Annotated in this window: 19 protein-coding genes; 16 read left to right on the top strand and 3 right to left on the bottom strand. The window is 52.2% G+C overall.

Annotated elements, in window-relative coordinates:
* Window positions 1–15 precede the first annotated feature (15 nt).
* The 4 genes from iolE to iolI1 all read left to right on the top strand — a co-directional run bounded on the left by iolE (window position 16) and on the right by iolI1 (window position 4,240).
* Window positions 16–936 (top strand): myo-inosose-2 dehydratase, encoded by a 921-nt coding sequence (iolE, locus tag LCS67_RS19765; protein WP_012601329.1) that lies wholly within the window; start codon window positions 16–18, stop codon window positions 934–936.
* 18 nt (window positions 937–954) lie between these two features.
* Window positions 955–1,965 carry an inositol 2-dehydrogenase IolG1 gene (iolG1, locus tag LCS67_RS19760; RefSeq protein WP_000172704.1) on the top strand — a complete coding sequence of 337 codons (1,011 nt, stop codon included), beginning with the start codon at window positions 955–957 and terminating at the stop codon, window positions 1,963–1,965.
* A gap of 97 nt (window positions 1,966–2,062) precedes the next feature.
* Window positions 2,063–3,406 (top strand): lysosomal glucosyl ceramidase-like type III secretion effector SrfJ, encoded by a 1,344-nt coding sequence (gene srfJ, locus LCS67_RS19755; RefSeq protein ID WP_000678384.1) that lies wholly within the window; start codon window positions 2,063–2,065, stop codon window positions 3,404–3,406.
* Window positions 3,407–4,240: a 2-keto-myo-inositol isomerase IolI1 gene (iolI1, locus tag LCS67_RS19750; RefSeq protein WP_000976927.1), complete on the top strand. Its 834-nt coding sequence runs from the start codon at window positions 3,407–3,409 to the stop codon at window positions 4,238–4,240. It abuts the gene before it with no gap.
* On the opposite strand, the gene LCS67_RS19745 is transcribed toward iolI1, so the two are convergent.
* Both LCS67_RS19745 and LCS67_RS19740 read right to left on the bottom strand, forming a co-directional pair.
* Window positions 4,237–5,403, bottom strand: a complete 1,167-nt coding sequence (locus LCS67_RS19745; RefSeq protein ID WP_100521811.1) for an MFS transporter — start codon at window positions 5,401–5,403, stop codon at window positions 4,237–4,239. The two genes, iolI1 and LCS67_RS19745, sit on opposite strands and share 4 nt — an antisense overlap.
* Before the next feature lie 60 nt (window positions 5,404–5,463).
* Window positions 5,464–7,401 carry a bifunctional 5-dehydro-2-deoxygluconokinase/5-dehydro-2-deoxyphosphogluconate aldolase gene (locus LCS67_RS19740; RefSeq protein ID WP_077905318.1) on the bottom strand — a complete coding sequence of 646 codons (1,938 nt, stop codon included), beginning with the start codon at window positions 7,399–7,401 and terminating at the stop codon, window positions 5,464–5,466.
* 416 nt (window positions 7,402–7,817) lie between these two features.
* Between LCS67_RS19740 and iolD the strand changes: the two genes are divergently transcribed.
* From iolD to iolH, 5 genes are all read left to right on the top strand, one after another.
* Window positions 7,818–9,758, top strand: coding sequence for a 3D-(3,5/4)-trihydroxycyclohexane-1,2-dione acylhydrolase (decyclizing) (gene iolD, locus LCS67_RS19735; RefSeq protein WP_000849477.1), 1,941 nt, complete (start codon window positions 7,818–7,820; stop codon window positions 9,756–9,758).
* Between the two features lie 180 nt (window positions 9,759–9,938).
* Complete coding sequence (iolG2, locus tag LCS67_RS19730; protein WP_000736098.1) at window positions 9,939–10,961, top strand: D-chiro-inositol-2-dehydrogenase IolG2; 1,023 nt, start codon at window positions 9,939–9,941, stop codon at window positions 10,959–10,961.
* 72 nt (window positions 10,962–11,033) lie between these two features.
* The gene (locus LCS67_RS19725) at window positions 11,034–12,260 is read left to right on the top strand and encodes an MFS transporter (RefSeq protein WP_000661780.1); all 1,227 of its coding nucleotides are present in this window, start codon (window positions 11,034–11,036) and stop codon (window positions 12,258–12,260) included.
* A 160-nt stretch (window positions 12,261–12,420) separates the two neighbouring features.
* A complete protein-coding gene (gene iolI2, locus LCS67_RS19720; protein ID WP_001019388.1) occupies window positions 12,421–13,236 on the top strand; it encodes a 2-keto-myo-inositol isomerase IolI2 in 816 nt (271 codons plus the stop codon).
* Between the two features lie 52 nt (window positions 13,237–13,288).
* Window positions 13,289–14,173 (top strand): sugar phosphate isomerase/epimerase IolH, encoded by an 885-nt coding sequence (gene iolH, locus LCS67_RS19715; RefSeq protein ID WP_000683955.1) that lies wholly within the window; start codon window positions 13,289–13,291, stop codon window positions 14,171–14,173.
* 55 nt (window positions 14,174–14,228) lie between these two features.
* On the opposite strand, the gene yjgA is transcribed toward iolH, so the two are convergent.
* Window positions 14,229–14,780: a ribosome biogenesis factor YjgA gene (gene yjgA / locus LCS67_RS19710; RefSeq protein ID WP_000166287.1), complete on the bottom strand. Its 552-nt coding sequence runs from the start codon at window positions 14,778–14,780 to the stop codon at window positions 14,229–14,231.
* Window positions 14,781–14,875: 95 nt separating this feature from the next.
* Here yjgA and pmbA point away from each other — a divergent pair, with 95 nt between their 5' ends.
* The 7 genes from pmbA (at window position 14,876) to LCS67_RS19675 (ending at window position 19,459) form a co-directional block, all read left to right on the top strand.
* A complete protein-coding gene (gene pmbA, locus LCS67_RS19705; protein ID WP_000852994.1) occupies window positions 14,876–16,228 on the top strand; it encodes a metalloprotease PmbA in 1,353 nt (450 codons plus the stop codon).
* A gap of 98 nt (window positions 16,229–16,326) precedes the next feature.
* A complete protein-coding gene (gene cybC / locus LCS67_RS19700; protein WP_001232231.1) occupies window positions 16,327–16,713 on the top strand; it encodes a cytochrome b562 in 387 nt (128 codons plus the stop codon).
* A 277-nt stretch (window positions 16,714–16,990) separates the two neighbouring features.
* On the top strand, window positions 16,991–17,329 hold the full coding sequence (locus tag LCS67_RS19695) for a glycine dehydrogenase (RefSeq protein WP_001255104.1): 339 nt from the start codon (window positions 16,991–16,993) through the stop codon (window positions 17,327–17,329).
* Window positions 17,330–17,339: 10 nt separating this feature from the next.
* The gene (locus LCS67_RS19690; RefSeq protein ID WP_000435389.1) at window positions 17,340–17,702 is read left to right on the top strand and encodes an SFCGS family glycine-rich protein; all 363 of its coding nucleotides are present in this window, start codon (window positions 17,340–17,342) and stop codon (window positions 17,700–17,702) included.
* A complete protein-coding gene (locus LCS67_RS19685) occupies window positions 17,702–18,004 on the top strand; it encodes a DUF4312 family protein (protein WP_000975187.1) in 303 nt (100 codons plus the stop codon). The genes LCS67_RS19690 and LCS67_RS19685 overlap by 1 nt, the downstream gene beginning before the upstream one ends.
* Before the next feature lie 22 nt (window positions 18,005–18,026).
* Window positions 18,027–18,803, top strand: coding sequence for a DUF4311 domain-containing protein (locus LCS67_RS19680; protein WP_000478578.1), 777 nt, complete (start codon window positions 18,027–18,029; stop codon window positions 18,801–18,803).
* An 11-nt stretch (window positions 18,804–18,814) separates the two neighbouring features.
* Window positions 18,815–19,459, top strand: coding sequence for a DUF4310 family protein (locus LCS67_RS19675; protein WP_000392127.1), 645 nt, complete (start codon window positions 18,815–18,817; stop codon window positions 19,457–19,459).
* The last annotated feature ends 21 nt before the right edge of the window (window positions 19,460–19,480 follow it).

The following is a 19,480-nucleotide window of genomic DNA, read 5'->3' as shown; positions in this document are numbered from 1 at the left end:
AAAGCGTTTCATTAAGTGGGAGCCAGCAACATGTACAATGTAAAAAAGAGCATTAAGTTGGGGATTGCGCCTATCGGTTGGCGCAATGATGATATTCCTGAGATTGGTAAAGAAAATACATATAAACAAATACTTAGTGATGCCGCGCTCACCGGTTTTTCCGGGACGGAAGTTGGCGGTTGTTATCCGCAGGATCCTGCTGAGTTAAATAAAGAGTTAATGCTTCGCGGACTGGAAATACCAGGCCAGTGGTTTTCTTCCTTTATTATTCGCGATGGTATTGCATCTGCGATGAATGCTTTTGAACAGCATTGTGCTTATTTGCAGGCAATACATGCATATGTCGCCGTTGTTTCTGAACAAACTTATAGTATTCAAGGTATTATCGATAAGTGTGTTTATACAGAGAAGCCTAACTTCAGCGACAGCGAATGGCAGCTTTTATGCGAAGGACTTAATGCGCTTGGGAAAATTGCCAATGCGCACGGGCTGAAGCTCGCTTTCCATCATCATATGGGCACCGGTGTGCAGACTCTGCCAGAAGTGGATCGACTCATGGAGAATACCGATCCGCAATTTGTACATCTGCTGTTTGATACCGGGCATATATATGTTTCTGACGGCGATGTCATGCCGCTACTGAGTAAACATTTTGATCGTATTAAACACGTTCATTTTAAAGATGTGCGTAATGAAAAACTCAAAGCATGTCGCCTCGCGAAGAAATCATTCCTCAATTCTTTCCTTGATGGTGTGTTTACCGTCCCCGGCGATGGAAATATTGATTTTAAATCCGTATTAGCTTATCTGGTCGGGCATCAATATTCTGGCTGGATTGTTGTTGAGGCCGAGCAGGATCCTAAGAAATATAACCCATTGGAATATGCGCAAAAAGGTAAAAAGCATATTGATGAGTTACTGAAAAATTATCTTTAATTGAAAAGGAAACAGAAAATGACTTTAAAAGCAGGTATTGTAGGTATCGGCATGATCGGCTCCGATCACTTAAGACGTCTGGCCAACACCGTGTCGGGTGTAGAGGTTGTTGCCGTATGTGATATCGTCGCGGGTAGGGCGCAGGCGGCGCTGGATAAGTATGCGATCGAAGCCAAAGATTATAATGACTATCACGATCTGATTAATGATAAAGACGTTGAAGTGGTCATCATTACCGCATCAAATGAGGCGCACGCCGATGTGGCCGTTGCCGCGCTAAATGCTAACAAATATGTTTTCTGCGAAAAACCGTTAGCGGTGACGGCTGCGGATTGTCAGCGTGTGATTGAAGCAGAGCAGAAAAATGGTAAGCGCATGGTGCAGATTGGTTTTATGCGCCGCTACGACAAAGGTTACGTTCAGCTGAAAAATATTATCGACAGCGGCGAAATCGGTCAGCCATTAATGGTTCATGGACGTCATTACAATGCCAGCACGGTGCCAGAATACAAAACGCCACAGGCTATCTATGAAACATTGATTCATGAAATTGACGTTATGCACTGGCTGCTTAACGAAGATTATAAAACCGTTAAGGTTTACTTCCCGCGTCAGTCCAGCCTGGTGACCACTCTGCGTGATCCGCAGCTGGTTGTAATGGAAACCACCTCCGGCATCAATATTGTGGTTGAAGTATTTGTGAACTGCCAGTATGGCTACGACATTCACTGCGATGTTACCGGCGAGAAAGGAATGGCGGAGCTGCCAACCGTCGCCAGCGCCGCGGTACGGAAAGCGGCGAAGTATAGCACCGACATCCTGGTTGACTGGAAACAGCGCTTTATTGATGCCTACGACATTGAGTTCCAGGATTTCTTCGATCGCCTGAACGCAGGATTGCCGCCGGCAGGCCCAACGTCATGGGATGGTTATCTGGCTGCGGTTACCGCTGATGCCTGCGTGAAGTCTCAGGAAACAGGGAATACCGAGATTGTTGAATTACCCTCAAAACCTGATTTCTACAAATAAACCTTCCGCGTATTAAAACCTTCTGCCGGATAGCGATGCTTAAGCGTCCTATCCGGCATATCACAATTTATTATCTTCTTTTATCCGGAACTTCCCTATGAAAGGCAGACTCATCTCTTCCGATCCGTATCGTCAGCAATTCCTTGTTGATCGTGCGGTCTCTTTTTCGCATCGTCAGCGTGATTGCAGTGAATTAATCAGCGTCTTACCGCGCCACACGTTACAGCAGATTGACGGATTCGGCGGCAGCTTTACCGAAGGTGCGGGCGTGGTATTCAACAGCATGAGCGAAAAGACGAAGGCGCAATTTCTTTCCCTTTATTTTTCTGATCAGGAACATAATTACACTCTGGCGCGGATGCCAATTCAGAGCTGTGATTTTTCCCTGGGCAATTACGCGTATGTCGATTCCAGCGCTGACCTGCAGCAGGGACGGCTCTCCTTTTCCCGCGATGAAGCGCATTTAATACCGCTGATTTCCGGGGCGTTGCGGTTAAATCCACACATGAAGCTGATGGCTTCGCCGTGGAGTCCGCCGGCGTTTATGAAAACTAATAACGATATGAACGGTGGCGGCAAGCTGCGGCGCGAATGCTACGCCGACTGGGCCGATATCATTATCAACTACCTGCTGGAATACCGCCGCCACGGCATTAATGTGCAGGCGCTCTCCGTGCAGAATGAGCCGGTGGCGGTAAAAACCTGGGACTCCTGTCTGTATAGCGTGGAAGAGGAGACAGCCTTTGCCGTGCAGTATCTGCGTCCGCGCCTCGCCCGGCAGGGTATGGATGAGATGGAGATCTATATCTGGGATCACGATAAAGATGGCCTGGTAGACTGGGCTGAACGCGCCTTTGCTGACGAAGCTAATTATAAGGGAATTAACGGGCTGGCATTCCACTGGTATACCGGCGACCATTTTTCGCAAATACAGTATCTGGCCCAGTGCCTGCCGGATAAAAAACTCCTGTTTTCCGAAGGCTGTGTGCCAATGGAGAGCGATGCCGGTAGCCAGATTCGCCACTGGCATACCTATCTCCATGACATGATTGGTAATTTCAAATCGGGTTGTAGCGGGTTTATCGACTGGAATCTGCTGTTGAACAGTGAGGGTGGGCCGAATCATCAGGGTAATCTGTGTGAAGCGCCCATTCAATACGATGCGCAAAACGACGTGCTGCGGCGTAACCACTCCTGGTATGGTATTGGCCACTTCTGCCGCTATGTGCGTCCGGGGGCGAGGGTCATGCTTTCTTCAAGTTACGATAATCTTCTGGAAGAGGTGGGATTTGTGAATCCCGACGGCGAGCGTGTGCTGGTGGTGTATAACCGCGATGTCCAGGAAAGGCGTTGCCGGGTGCTGGATGGCGATAAAGAGATCGCGTTAACGCTGCCGCCGTCAGGCGCCAGTACGTTGCTATGGCGGCAGGAGTCGATCTGAATGATGAAGCTGGGATTTAATGAAGCGACCTGTATGCGAAACTCCACGCTGGCACAGGATGTTGTGTTGGCGGAACGTTTTGGCTATGACTACATCGAAATCCGTCTGGATATGTTGCAGGAGTGGTTGCAGAAACATACGTTAAGCGAGCTGGCAGACATTTTCGCCGTCGGCCACCTTAAGCCCTGGGGCTACAATTCGCTGGAAGACATTACGTTTTGTGATAGCGAAAGCTGGGCGGAGAAACGGCGGCAGTTGGCTTTCGCCTGCCATGCTGGCTCAGTGGTGGGGGGGGATTGTCTGGTCGTGGTGCCCACCATTCGTCAGGGGGGAAATTTTCCGCCAGGGGAAACGGTGAAAGATTCAGTGAAGCGTCTGCGCGAGATGGCGGCAGTGGCGGAAGAAAGCCAGATGCGGCTGGCCTTTGAGCCGATCGGTTCCGCAGGATGCTGTGTGCGCAGTCTTGCCATGGCGATGGAGATCGTAGATGCGGTCGATCGCAGTAACGTCGGGCTGGTCGTCGATGCCTTTAATCTTTACCTGCACGATCAATGGCGGGATCTGACCACGCTTCGCCAGATCCCTGTGGAAAAGATCTTCGTTTACCATATTGATGACGCCGATAATCTGCCGCTGGCAACGCTGGAGCATTGCCATCGTCTGTTTCCTGGCAACGGCGTGATCCCACTGCATGAGATCACGCATGAGCTAGTGCAGAAGGGCTATGAGGGGATCTGTTCGCTGGAACTGTTTAACCCTGGCTACTGGCAGATGGCGGCCAGCGAAGTCTTTGCGATAGGGGCGGAAAAGACTCGCCCCTTCTTAACTGCTTAATGTTGCCGCAGCAGGAGATGGACAACCGCCGCGCCCAGCAGCGCGCAGGCCGCGGCCAGAAGAAAGACCTGCTGATAGCCGATAAACGGCGTCAGCAGGCCCGCTATTGGTCCGGTAAATCCGTAGGCCAGATCCTGAAACGCTGACCAGACGCCGAGGGCCGTACCACGAATCTCCGGTGGCACTCTGCGCACAACCTCTACGCCCAGCGATGGGAACATCAGCGAACAGCCGCAGCCGGTAATCGCCGCGCCAATCAGCGCAGCGCCTGCTGACGGAGCGGCCCACATTACCGCCAGTCCGGTCCCCTCTACCAGTAGTGAAAAGGTTGCGACCGTGGCGCCGCCGTAACGGTCGGGAAATTTGGCGCAGAAAAAGCGGACAGCGATAAACGCAATGCCAAATAGCGTCATCGCAAAACCGGTGTTATCCCAGTGACGCTCGTTGAACCAGAGGGCGGTAAACGCGCTTAGGGTGGCAAAACCAATGCCCTGGAGCACAAGCCCTGTTCCGGGCCGCCACACCAGGCCGACTACCCGTAGCACTGGCACGCGGGGACGGGCTGTTGGGATATTCCCCGGAATGCCATAGATGGCTCCGCTGGCGATGATCGGCAACAGCACGACGAGGAGCGCCGGAAGCGCCAGGCCGGCCCTGGCGTAAAGCGACAGCCCCAGCGGCGCGCCGATAGCCAGCGCACCGTAGGTCGCCATGCCGTTCCAGGAAATAACCTGACCCGCGTGGGTCGAGCCCGCCAGCCACATCCCCCAGGTTAAATTACCGGTCAAAATGAAACTTTCACCGATGCCCAGCAGCACACGACCAACAATCAGTATGGCCCATGCGAGCAGCGGAACCGGGTGAGCGATTAGACTGACCAGCATCAGCAGACCTGATGCGGCGCAGTAGAACTGACCGGTGATAACCGTCCGACGTCCGCCTGACGTGTCGGCTTTTCGACCCGCGGCGCCCCGGGTAAGCAAGGTGGCGATAAACTGGCTGCCTACCGCGATACCGATCAACAGATCGCTCAGATGCAACTGCTGCTGAACGTACAGCGGCAGCATGACTAACGGGATGCCAATAGTCAGATAGTTGAGAAACATCGCGGCGCTGATGCGAAACAGCGTGATCGATGTGGAATGTTGTGTGAGAGCTGGCATGGAATCGTCCTTGAACACGCCCCTTGTCCGATGCAGACACGGGGCGTGATGAGGCAGGCATTAACGTGCCGAGCGGTATTCGCGCCAGTAGTCAATAAGCATGCGGTATTTTTGTTTCACCGTTGCGATGAGCTGTTCATCGTTAAGCTGGCCGCCTAACCACTGGCGTGACGGTTCGCCAAAGATGGTCCGGCCGACGGCGAAACCTTTCACCCAGGGCATATCCGCTGCTGCGGCGAATCCTGACTTCAACTCGCTTTCCGGTGCGTCCAGGCCAAGTATCAATATACCGCGACATTCAGGGTCATAATGCTCAATATGCTGGCTGATTTCTCGCCAACGATCTGGGCTTAACGGCGGCAGTTTCCACCAGTCCGGCAGGATCCCCAGTTGATAAAAACGTTCCACAATCTGAGGATAGTATTGCTCATTTTGGTCTGCCGCATCGCGCGGCAAGATGACTTCCAGCAGCAGATCGTGACCAGACTGGCAGCAGGCGCGGTAAACCTCGTCAATGAGCGCCTCTTGTTCAAGACGTACCGACTCTGCATCGAGTGGATGATAGAAGACCAGACATTTCACGACGTGCTCTTGCGGCCAGCTGACAAGCTGAGAGCCAATATCGCCATGTTCCAGCTTCAGCGGATACGAACCGGGCATCTCAACCGGTCGGCCAATCCACCATCCCTGGCCGGTCACGTCGTTAAGCGCCTGCTGACCAAAGGTGGTATCGGCAAGGATGCCGCTATTATTCTGTAAACCGGCCTCAAGCGCCGCCTGACGCGCCCCTTCCAGCAGTAGCATCTTCAGAGGGGGGATCGCGGATTCACTGGCGCCGACTTCATTTGCGATATCCACCAGTTGCTTGCGATGGTCAAAGGCGAATACGCACAGCTCCGGCCAGTGCTGTTTACGGGTTGTGACCCGATGAAGGTGATTCAGCCGCGGGTCTTTGTCTGGCCGGGTGATGGATTGTTCACGCGCGAGGTAGTCGTCCAGCTCTTTTTTGGTTGGCATGGCGGGGGCACAACCGTGGCGCGATACCACTAACGCGCCGCAGGCGTTTGCATAACGGCAGGCTTGCTCCCAGCTTTCATCGTTCAGGTATCCCCGCAGCAGTCCTGACATAAAGGCATCGCCCGCGCCCAGAACGTTCAGAACGTCTACGCGAACGCCGCTATGTATCTTCACCTGCGACCAGTCATCGGCAATGTTGCCTTCAAAGACTGAGCAGCCCAGCGCGCCGCGTTTGCACACCAGTACGGCCTGGGTCAACTGACGGACGCGCCGCAGGGCGGTCAGCGTGTCGGTACTGCCGCCGGCGATATGGAATTCTTCTTCGGTCCCAACGATCAGATCGAAATGGCGCAATACCTGCTGGAGCTGTTCGGTAACCTGTGATGAGGCGATGAAACGCGTTTCACCGTCTCCTAGCGACGTCAGGCCCCACAGTACGGGGCGGTAGTCGATATCCAGCGCCCGCCGCAGCCCGTGTTTTTGCGCATACTCCAGCGCTTTAAGAACGGCGGCGCGCGTATTGGGGTGAGAAAGATGGGTACCAGTGACGGCTAATGCGCGTGAAGAAGCGATGTAATCTTCGCGGATATCCTCGGGTGTTAGCGCCATGTCCGCGCAGTTATCGCGGTAGAAGATCAGAGGAAAGGTGTCCTGATCTTTAATGCCGAGGATCACCAGCGCGGTCAGACGATCGCGATCCGACAGCAGGCACTGCGTATCCACACCAACGCGGTTTAATTCTTCACGAACGAAACGTCCCATATGCTCATCGCCGACGCGGGCCAGCATAGCGGAACGTAATCCCTGAATGGCCGTGCCGTAGGCAACATTGCCTGACGATCCCCCTAAATATTTAGCGAAAGTCGTCATATCCTCCAGCCGCGACCCGATTTGTTGACCATACAAATCAACGGCGACTCGTCCCAGACAGATAACGTCCAGCGGCTTTTGCTCACTACTGACTGCTTTATTCATTGACATATCCCCTAACAGAAGACGGTGTTATTTTTGCCCATACTAAGGTTTGGTGATTTCATTTTCAATAAAAATGGAAATAATGTTTTCATTTATTGTTTGAACAAGATCACAGAAATGGCATTTCCGGGCAACGCGTATGATCGTTTTCTGTTGTGTTTTTTGTGTTAATTAATTGATTATTAATACTTTATTTATTTTAAAAGCGCATGGAAGATAAATTTCATTTTCATGAAAAATACGCCTAAATGGCGAAATTTTTTAACCGTTTTTTGATCTCCTTCCCATAAATGAAATATAAATTCCATATAATTGTGAGAACGGAAATTTTGATCCTATGATAAGTCTCTGTGTTTTTGGGGCTGAAGCGATGCATAAGCAGGCAACGACAGCCGAACGGTTGATAAAAGCAGGTGGGGTACATGAAAACAATCAGGTTGACCATGGCGCAGGCTTTGGTGCGCTTTCTTGATAATCAGTACATCGACGTAGACGGCAGCGAAATCAAATTTGTAAAAGGGATTTTCGCCATTTTTGGCCACGGGAACGTCGTCGGATTGGGGCAAGCGCTGGAAGAGGACTGTGGCCAACTTAGCGTTCATCAAGGGCGTAACGAACAGGGAATGGCGCATATCGCGACGGGATTTGCCCGCCAGATGCGTCGCCATCAGATTTATGCCTGCACCTCCTCAGTGGGGCCAGGGGCCGCCAATATGATCACCGCAGCGGCGACCGCGACGGCTAACCGTATTCCACTGCTTTTGCTGCCGGGCGATGTGTACGCATCTCGTCAACCCGACCCGGTTTTGCAACAGGTTGAACAAGAACACGATCTGACGCTGAGCACCAATGACGCTTTCCGTGCAGTTAGCCGCTACTGGGATCGCATTACGCGTCCGGAACAGCTAATGAGCGCCTGTATCAGCGCGATGCGGGTGTTAACCGATCCGGCGGATACGGGGGCCGTGACGCTTTGCCTGCCACAGGATGTGCAGGGTGAAGCCTGGGATTATCCGGATTATTTTTTCGCTCGCCGGGTCTATCGTCTTGAGCGTCACGCGCCGACGGAGCCGATGCTGAACGAGGCGGTTGCGCTGATTCGCCGCCACCAGCGGCCGCTGATCGTTTGCGGTGGGGGCGTGAAGTATTCGCAGGCTGAAGAGGCGCTGCTGAGATTTGCCGAACGCTGTCATCTGCCGATTGCTGAAACCCAGGCTGGCAAGGGAGCGCTCAGTTCTGCACACCCGTTGAACGTCGGCGGGATTGGCGAAACCGGTTCACTGGCGGCGAATCTGCTGGCGCAGGAAGCCGATCTGATTATCGGTGTGGGGACGCGCTATACCGATTTCACCACCTCCTCAAAGTGGATCTTCCAGAATCCCGACGTGCGCTACTTAAATATCAACGTTAGCCGCTTTGATGTCTTCAAGCTGGATGGCGTACAGATGCAGGGTGACGCTCGCGTCGCCCTGACGCAGCTTAGCGAACGGCTGGCCCAGGAGCATTATGCTTCGCAATGGGGTGAGACTATTCACCGCGTCCGCTCGCAATATATGGCGGAAGTTGAGCGCGTCTATGCTGTGGAATATAGCGGAGAGGGCTTCAAACCTGAAATTGAGGATCATATGGATACTCAAAAGGTGTTTGAAGAGTTTAATGAGATTACGCGGTCGTGGCTGACCCAGACGCGCGTGTTGGGCGTGCTTAACCGGATGTTGCCGGAAAACGCGCTGGTGGTGGCGGCGGCGGGCAGCCTGCCGGGCGACCTCCAGCGTGTCTGGCAAAGCCGCGGCGAGAATGATTACCACGTCGAGTACGGCTACTCCTGTATGGGCTACGAAGTCAATGCCGCATTGGGGGCCAAGCTGGCGCAGCCGGAGCGCGAGGTGTACAGCTTCGTGGGCGACGGTTCGTTCATGATGCTGCACTCTGAGTTGGTCACTTCCGTCCAGATGGGGAAAAAGATTACCGTCATTTTGCTCGATAACATGACCAACGGCTGTATCAATAATCTGCAAATGGAACACGGTATGGACAGTTACTTCACCGAGTTTCGTTTCCATCAGCAGGAGAGCGGTCGTCAGGAAGGCGGGTTTATCCCAGTCGATTTCGCTCGCATCGCTGAAGGATATGGCTGTAAAAGCTATCGCGTCACCACCATTGAACAACTGCATGAAGCGTTGGAAGATGCTCGTAAACAGACCGTGAGCACGCTGATAGACATAAAAGTGCTTCCCAAAACGATGGTGCATAAGTACCTGAGCTGGTGGCGCGTTGGCGGGGCGCAGGTATCCCGTAGCGAACGTATCCAGGCGGTAGCGCGTATGCTTGAGGAACATATCGGACAGGCCCGGCAGTACTGATTAATTTGCCGTCGTTCAGGTTGCAGAAGTGTGGTTATTGTTCTGCAACCTGAACGATACAGCGTCAACGCATTGTTTGCTTTTCAGAACGGCAAAATAAAACGATCCGTTTTTCGCAGAACTACGGATGCTTTTCTTTTGCGGTTTTAAATTTACTATTCATGAGATTAAGAGGTACGAATGAAAAAGCTTCGATGTGGTGTTATTGGCCTTGGTCGGGTAGGTAAAATGCATGTTGAAAATATGTATTTACTGCCTCAATTAGATATTATCTGCGCCGCCGATTATTTTATTGAGGAGATGAGCGATTGGCTTTATTCGGTAAATATAACTTCAGGGTATAAAAATTATCAGGAACTTTTACAGCGTGATGATATAGAGGCAGTTTTTATTTTCACCTCAACGGATATGCACGAAGAGATCGTCACGGCGGCAGCGCAGGCGGGGAAGCACATTTTTTGTGAAAAACCGCTCAGCATGAATGAAGATGAGCAGGCCTCAATGGCGGTGCTGAGAAAAGTGAAAGAGAAGGGGGTGACGCTGCAGGTTGCCTTTAATCGCCGTTTTGATCCTCAGTTTCACGAGGTCTTTGAGCTGGTGCGCAGCGGCAAGATTGGTCGGCCCCAGATGATAAAAATCACCTCCCGCGATCCGGACCTGCTACCCCATGATCTGATCAAACGTATTGGCGGTCTGATTTTTGACTTCACCATGCATGACTTTGATATGGCTCGTTTTATGATGCAGGATGAAGTCAGCGAAGTCTATGTTAAGGGCAATACGCTGATTGATCCCAGCCTGAAAAATATTGATGATGTTGATACGCTTGCGGTGATGCTGACTTTCAGAAACGGCGGCTACGCGCTCATTGATAACAGCCGTCGGGCGGTATATGGCTATGACCAACGGGTGGAGGTTTTTGGCTCAGAAGGGATGGCGTATGCGGATAACGTTAGTGAATCGACGGTGAAAGTTTTCAACAGCCAGCACTGCATAATGAAAAATCCTCTTCCTGATTTCACGGTCCGTTATCGCGAAGCTTACCGAACGGAAATATTACACTTTATTGATTCAGTCCTGCATCATACGCCGGTTGTCTGTACCGGCGAAGACGCATTATTGGCCCAGCGTATCGCTATTGCCGCGCAGCAATCATTAAAAAGCGGGCTGCCGGTGAAAATAACAAGCGATATTTATCTTTAACTGCATCTGTTAATAATGAATAAACTCTCGCACTGAAAAGTGTGAGAGCTTTTCTATACCGAGGGTAATAAAATGAAAGAAATGCAGGCAACGCTGCCCCAGACATTTTATATAAAACCAGGTAAGTTTATCTGGAGCTACCTGGGAACATTTTTATTTATGTTGGGCGGCTGTATTGAGAACAGCTGGTTATCTGCCTGGTTAAATACGCAGGGATTTGATCAGGCGCATATCGGGCAGATTTTTGCCGGGTATGGGATTGTGGTCGCGATCACCTCCTGGCTATCCGGCGTCTGTGTGGACGTTTTTGGTCCTAAAAAGGTGATGGTTACCGGTTTTATCGTCTATCTTCTGGCTTCCGTCGCGTTTCTGAACTTTGCGCTACCCAGCCATGATTTTGGCGCCATTCTCGTGACCTATATGCTGCGTGGCGTGGGGTATCCGCTGGTCTGTTACTCCTTCCTGGTACGCCTGACCATCCAGTTGGATAATCACCAGCAAGGGATCGGCACCTCGCTGTTTTGGGTGGTCTATAACCTTGGTTTTACCATCATTGGGCCGGTGGTGGCGGCGTCGTTAATTCCTGCGTTGGGGCATATCAACGTGATGTGGGCCGGGATGGGCGTTGCGCTGCTGGGGGTTCTCTTCATGCTGGTGCTGGAACGCAATGAATTCATTCTGAAACCGCGAACGACGCCGGTCTTCAAAGAGTTATCTGCGGGTATCTCCATTATGTATGAACGGCCACGGATCGGTCTGGCGGTGATTGTCAAAACTATTAACGGTCTTGGCACCTATGGTTTTGTTGTCGTATTACCTCTGTTTCTGCTGGATAAGCACTTTACGCTTGAGGAATGGGCGAGTATTTGGGGGATTACCTTTATCTCTAACCAGGTCTTCAACATTATCTTTGGCTGGATGGGCGATAAAATTGGTTTTCGCCGAACCATCCAGATTTTTGGCAGCATCCTGACCGGTGTCGCTACGCTGATTGTTTACTGGGTGCCGATGATATGGGGGCATAACTATGTCGCCTTTATGCTGGCGATGTGTTTGTGGGGAGCCGGGCTGGCTGGCTTTGTGCCAATGACGCCGCTGGTGCCGATGATGGCGCCGGATAAGAAGGGGGCGGCGAACTCGGCCGTGAACTTTGGTTCCGGCCTGGGGAATTTCGTTGGGCCAGCGCTGGTCTCTGTTCTGGCAGGATTCGGCACCGGCGTGGTGATGTATACTATGGCGGGGCTCTATTTATTCAGCGGCATTCTGGTGCAGTTTCTTAAAGTGCCTGGCGAAAAATAGCTTCAAATATTCTTCAAAAATCCCTTATAGCCTGTGATGTTCATCACTAAATTAAACCGGTTTTTATCAAGATTGATAAAGCCGGTTTTTTCACCCTACGTTAAATTGTACTAACGGATTACGGTTATTTACCCACCCATATACGTTCAGGGAGAAAATAATGAATATCGAAAAAACACGGTTTTGTATTAACCGGAAAATTGCACCGGGTCTAAGCATAGGAGCATTCTTTCGACTGGTTAAACGTCTTGAGTTTAATAAAGTGGAATTGCGTAATGATATGCCAAGCGGCAGCGTTACTGATGACTTGAATTATAATCAGGTGCGTAACCTGGCAGAAAAGTATGGACTTGAAATTGTCACAATTAATGCGGTCTATCCCTTCAACCAACTGACCGAGGAGGTCGTAAAAAAAACGGAAGGATTATTACGAGACGCGCAGGGAGTCGGCGCGCGGGCATTAGTTCTTTGTCCGCTGAATGATGGAACGATTGTGCCGCCGGAGGTTACGGTTGAGGCAATAAAACGACTGAGCGATCTCTTTGCCCGGTATGATATTCAGGGGCTGGTTGAACCTTTGGGATTCCGCGTAAGTTCGCTGCGTTCTGCCGTCTGGGCTCAGCAACTGATCCGGGAAGCAGGTTCCCCCTTTAAGGTTTTGCTGGATACCTTCCATCATCATCTGTACGAAGAGGCCGAAAAGGAGTTTGCGTCGCGCATTGATATTTCTGCTATCGGGTTGGTGCATTTGTCCGGTGTGGAAGACACCCGACCAACGGAAGCATTGGCTGATGAGCAGCGTATTATGCTGAGTGAAAAGGATGTAATGCAGAATTACCAGCAGGTGCAGCGTCTGGAAAATATGGGATATCGCGGTATTTACGCTTTTGAACCTTTTTCTTCCCAGTTGGCTTCCTGGAGTGAGGCGGAAATAGAGGAACAAATTAATCGCAGTGTGTCATTGCTGTTGCAATGATACAGCTAATTTCCAGGTGACCGTTTTCAGTTTCCGCAGCGTGGTATTTACAATGAAAATTGCTTTTGATGTCGATGTTATTAAACATTTACCCATTACCCAAATGGTACGGCAGGTTTCCGAGTGGGGGTATAAATATATTGAGCAGTCGCCGCACCCGCGTATTAATCCGTTTTATAAACACCCTAAAGCTGGTCGCGATACCATGCAGGAATATAAACGCGCCTTGCAGAACTACGGTGTGGAAATCTCGTCATTTATTGTGGTTTATCGTTGGTCCGGCCCCGATGAAGAGCGTCGGCGCGCCGCGGTAACCAACTGGAAGCGGATGATTGAGATTGCCGTTGATATGGGCGTACAGGTGATTAATACCGAGCTTTCCGGGACGCCGGATGAGCCGGAGATTTGTGAAGAGATGTGGTATCGCTCCATGGAGGAACTGCTGCCGATCGTAGAACGAGAGGGAATTCGAATCGAAATTCAGTCTCACCCCTGGGATTTCTGCGAACTGAACGATGAGACGGTCGACATGGTGCAGTCTTTGCGTAGTGATAACGTGACCTATCTGTACAGCGCACCGCATGGCTTCTTTTACGATAAAGGGCAGGGCGATGTCGCAAGGATGCTGAACTATGCCGGGGCCGATCTTTCGCATGTTCTGCTGGCCGATACGCACAACCACACGCTTCCCTGCCGCTATATCATGAACCCGCCTGGCGTGAATGCGACGATTCATCAGCACATCGGGCTGGGAGAAGGTGAGGTCGATTTTGACGCGCTATTCCAGGCGCTGCGTGAAATGGATTTTGCAAATCGCACGTTTAAGGTGGGCGGTGAGGCAATTATCACCACGTCGCTGTTTGGTTATCCTGAAAAAATGAGTGTTCAGGCGGTGGAAACGCGCGAGCGGATCGAGCGGGAGCTACTCGGACGTTAAAAACGGGTGGATTTGCCTGTACCGCGCCACAGGCTGGCGCGGTCATTTGCGGCAATTACCCTTCGTTTTCCGCTAGCTCGCGCAGATACTGGAAGATCTGACGCGCTGATTTCGGCGGTTTGTTGCCTTCTTTCTCTTTCTTCGCATTGCGGATCAATGAACGAAGCTGTTGACGATCGGCGTGCGGCCACAGGGTCAGTACTTCGGCTACCGCGTCATCGCCTTCGACGATCAGACGATCGCGCAGATGCTCAAGCTTGTGAAACAGCACCACCTGCTGATTATGGCGGTTCTTCAGCTTGTCCAGCGCCTGGCGAATAGGTTCAACGTCGCGTTGGCGCAGCATTTTTCCGATAAGCTGCAACTGGCGGCGGCGTCCTTCCATTTTGATACGCTGGGCCAGTTCAATGGCGTCGCGCAGATCGGCGTCCAGCGGGATCTTATCCAGCGCGTTTTTCCCCAGATCCACCAGTTCCGCGCCCAGGCGTTTTAATTCCTCGGCATCGCGTTTAATTTCACTTTTACTGACCCAGATAATTTCATCGTCTTCGTCTTCGATGTCATCACCGGGAACGTCGTCGAGCCAGTCTTCGGGCTGCTTTGTCATGTCAGGCTCCTTAAAAAAAGAGGCTAATGTTACCAGTTAAGATGCGCACTGAAAAACGGTTCTCTGTTAGACTTCAGAGAAACTCTCTCTACATTATGGCATTTGCAATGAAAGTAATCTCACAAGTTGAAGCGCAGCGTAAGATTCTGGAAGAAGCAGTTTCGACAGCGCTGGAGTTAGCCTCAGGCAAATCGGATGGGGCGGAAGTCGCCGTCAGCAAGACCACCGGCATTAGCGTCAGCACCCGTTATGGTGAAGTAGAGAATGTCGAATTTAATAGCGACGGCGCGCTGGGCATTACGGTGTATCACCAGAACCGCAAAGGCAGCGCCTCTTCGACGGATTTAAGCCCGCAGGCGATTGCCCGTACCGTGCAGGCCGCGCTGGATATCGCGCGTTACACGTCGCCGGACCCGTGCGCAGGCGTGGCGGACAAAGAACTGCTGGCGTTTGACGCGCCGGATCTGGACTTGTTCCACCCGGCAGAGGTTACGCCAGACGAAGCCATTGAACTGGCCGCGCGTGCGGAGCAGGCTTCTCTAAAGGCGGATAAACGCATCACCAATACCGAAGGCGGTAGCTTTAACAGCCATTACGGCATTAAAGTGTTCGGCAACAGCCACGGCATGTTGCAGGGATATTGCTCCACGCGCCATTCGCTCTCAAGCTGCGTCATCGCCGAAGAGAACGGCGATATGGAGCGTGATTACGCTTACACCATCGGTCGGGCAATGGCGGATCTGCAAGCGCCGGAATGGGTCGGGGCCGAGTGCGCGCGCCGTACCTTATCCCGCCTGTCGCCGCGCAAGCTCTCCACCATGAAAGCGCCGGTCATTTTCGCCAATGAAGTGGCGACAGGGCTATTTGGTCATCTGGTTGGGGCGATTGCCGGCGGCGCGGTATACCGTAAATCCACTTTTCTGCTCGACTCGCTGGGCAAACAAATTCTGCCGGAATGGTTAACCATCGAAGAACACCCGCATCTGCTAAAAGGGCTGGCGTCTTCACCGTTCGACAGCGAAGGCGTGCGTACAGAGCGCCGGGACATTGTGAAGGATGGCGTACTGACGCAATGGTTGCTGACCAACTATTCCGCCCGCAAACTGGGGCTGAAAAGTACCGGTCATGCTGGCGGCATTCATAACTGGCGTATCGCCGGGCAGGGGCTGAACTTTGAGCAGTTACTGAAAGAGATGGGCACCGGCCTGGTGGTGACGGAACTGATGGGCCAGGGCGTCAGCGGTATTACCGGCGACTACTCCCGCGGCGCTGCGGGATTCTGGGTTGAAAATGGTGAAATCCAGTACCCGGTAAGTGAAATTACCATTGCCGGTAATTTAAAAGAGATGTGGCGTAATATTGTCACTGTGGGTGATGATATTGAAACGCGCAGTAATATACAGTGTGGTTCGGTATTGTTACCGGAGATGAAAATCGCCGGACAATAATACCCGTCATACTTCAGGCTGCAGGCGCGTTGGCTGCCTGCAACTTGAATTATTCAGGGTATTACACTTATCGTTAATAATAAAAAAGGAAGTGAGCAATGCGTAAAAGCCTGTTAGCTATTCTTGCTGTGTCATCGCTGGTATTCGGTTCGGCTGTTTTTGCTGCCGATCTTGAAGATAATATGGATATTCTCAATGATAACCTGAAAGTTGTTGAGAAAACGGATAGTGCCCCTGAACTGAAAGCGGCATTAACCAAAATGCGCGCGGCCGCGCTGGATGCTCAAAAAGCTACGCCGCCAAAGCTGGAAGATAAAGCGCCGGATAGCCCGGAAATGAAGGATTTTCGTCACGGTTTTGACATTCTGGTCGGCCAAATTGATGGCGCGCTGAAGCTGGCGAACGAAGGTAACGTTAAAGAAGCGAAAGCGGCGGCGGAAGCGCTAAAAACCACCCGCAATACGTATCATAAAAAGTATCGTTAATTTTTGTGGGATGGCGGCTTCGCTTTATCCGCAGGTCGCCATCCGGCAAAATGTAATACCCATCACACTTTCTCACTTTAGACGACAACGTCATTGTTTCGCCATTTCCTCTTTATGCCGCGATAGATCTCACACTTTCCCGGCGATAATTCATTAATGCCGCCTTTTCTGTGGCGCAGATCACCTATCCCACTCGCGTTTCCACTTCGAGGTGGAAAATAACTCGCTACAAACTTTTAACCCTTGCCGCTAGTTTTATCTCATTGCCATTAACGGGGTGAGACGCGTGGATAACGGAGCAGTAAAACACGATGCCGGTGAGCGAATTAACGAACTGGCTGAACAGGTGTTAACGCAGGTAGATAGCCTGCTGGGGCGGCATCACATTGTCCCCAATGCGGTACAGACGCAAATGCTGACCTCGCACGTTCGCGCGATGGCGCACCGGTCAATTACCGGCGAGCCTTTACCGGAAGTCGATGCCAGCTTGTTTGATGAAATCTCAGCCGAATCAATGGCGCTCGCCCGCGAAATCGTGGCGGCGTTTGGCAACCTTCCTGACGAAGAAGCCTGGCTATTATCGGTACATTTTGAAGTCGCGAAAGACAACCTCTAAGGAGCAAAAAATGGAACAGATTACCGTCGTGATTGGCGATCGCCTGGGTAAAGGCCAGAAAGTGGCGGCAGGCGTGGAAAAAGCGGGCGGTCGCGCGGTCGTCGTACCGGGCGTCGCGGCAGACATGAAGCTGGGCGATGTGATGAAAGCGGAAAACGCCACCTTCGGCATTTCATTTTGCGGCAGCGGCGGCGCGGGCGCTATCACCGCGCAAAACAAGCATGGCTACAAAGCCAAATATGGAATGCGGTCAGTGGATGAAGGCGTCACCGCTATCAATGAAGGCTGCAACGTGTTGGGTTTCGGCTTTATGGATAAAGAAGAGCTCGGCGAGCGCCTGGTGCAGGCGTGGCAAAAGAAATACGGCGCCTGATGATGAAAGAGCAATTCACCACCACGGTGAGAGTAAAAGGCAAGGGCGACGCCAAAGCACGCGCCTTTGCCGATGCGCTGAACCATGTTCAGTCGGCGGTGATGAGAGAGTCGCCGTATATCTTACTGCGTATTGAGCCACAGGATGTGCGGATTGTTCAGGCGCATGAGTCGGTGCGTAAAGAGGCCTTTCTGTTTTTCTTTTTGCGCCGGGAACGACGCACTTACAGCGTGGAGCTGGATGTGACCGTCAACGTGACCGCCATCAATCTCGACAGGGTGGATTTCGTCGCGAAACGCTGATTTTTATTAAAAAGGCATAGTTATGTTCCTGATAATACTAATTAAATCGCTCATTATCGGCGCGCTGGTCGGCGTAGGAGTGGGCGCTGGGGCTGCACGCATGTTTCACGCGCCAACCACGCAGGGGATGGGCGCGTTCCGTACGTTGGGCGAACTCAACTCTTGTGAAGGCGACCCGGCATCTCACTTCTCCTTTGGACTGGGTTTCTTCTTTAACGCCTGGGCGTCGTCTGTGGCGGCCGGATCGTTCACCCAGGATGTCGATCACCGCATTATCCCTAACTGGGGCGCGGCGGCGCTCATGATCAAAAACCGTAACGTTGGCGAGACGCTGCACGACCCGAAAAAAATGGCGATCGCCTGCGCCGTCATCGGCATGATCGTCGTGACGTTCCTTAACCTGACCGCCTCATCCGTGCCAGAAGCGCTACAGGTGACGGCGGTTAAGGTGCTGGTACCGGCGGCAAACCTGCTGGTCAACATCGTCATGCCTGTGATCTTCTGGTTAGCGGCGATCGACGCCGGTAAAAAATCGGGCTTCTGGGCCACCGTTTTCGGCGGCGCGGCGCAGCTCATCATGGGGAACGCCGTACCGGGGCTGGTGCTGGGTATTTTGATCGGTAAAGGCGTAGAAGAGAGCGGCTGGAACCATGTCACCAAAGTGATGATGGTCGCCATCGTTTTGCTGTTTGTGTTGAGCGGCTTCTTCCGCGGCTTCGACATGAAAATGATCGAGTCTTTCAACATGACGGTACCTAACTGGCTTGAACTGATCCACAACTCGCTCAGCGGCAAATAACGGAGGCCACAATGGAAGAGAATAAAGGTTTTTGGTATGCCGACTGGTCGTTCCCGATCTTTGTTGGTCTGCTCTCCTCCGGCGTTTTCGCCGGGACGCATATGTACTATCTGTACGGTATCGGCGCATTTAACGAAGTCGCTTTTGTGGCGATGTTGAAAGCGGGGATGGATACCGGCGTCTACGGCGCGGTCGCCGCTTTCGGCGCCAGCTTTTTATTTGCCCGCATTATCGAAGGTTCGCTGGTCGGAATTCTGGATATCGGCGGGGCAATTCAGACTGGCGTGGGCTTAGGGGTTCCGGCGTTACTGCTGGGGGCTGGCTTTGTCTTCCCGGTGGCGAACTTTATCGCTTCGCTGATAACCGGTCTGGTGATTGGCCTGGCGATTGGCTACATCATTATTCTGGCGCGTAAGTTCACCATCAATCAGAGCGACTCCACGTACGGGGCGGACGTCATGATGGGGGCCGGTAACACTTCAGGTCGTTTTCTGGGGCCGTTGATTATCCTCAGCGCCATGACGGCATCGATTCCCATTGGTCTGGGCTCTCTGGTGGGCGCGCTGCTGTTTTATATCTGGCAGAAGCCGATTACCGGCGGCGCGATTTTAGGCGCGATGATCCTCGGTTCTATCTTCCCGATTGCGATTAGCTAACTGTTGATTTGTAGGCCGGAT

The organism is Salmonella sp. A7, from assembly GCF_020181675.1.
Lineage (GTDB): Bacteria > Pseudomonadota > Gammaproteobacteria > Enterobacterales > Enterobacteriaceae > Salmonella > Salmonella enterica.
This window is presented reverse-complemented; position numbering and strand designations above follow the sequence as displayed.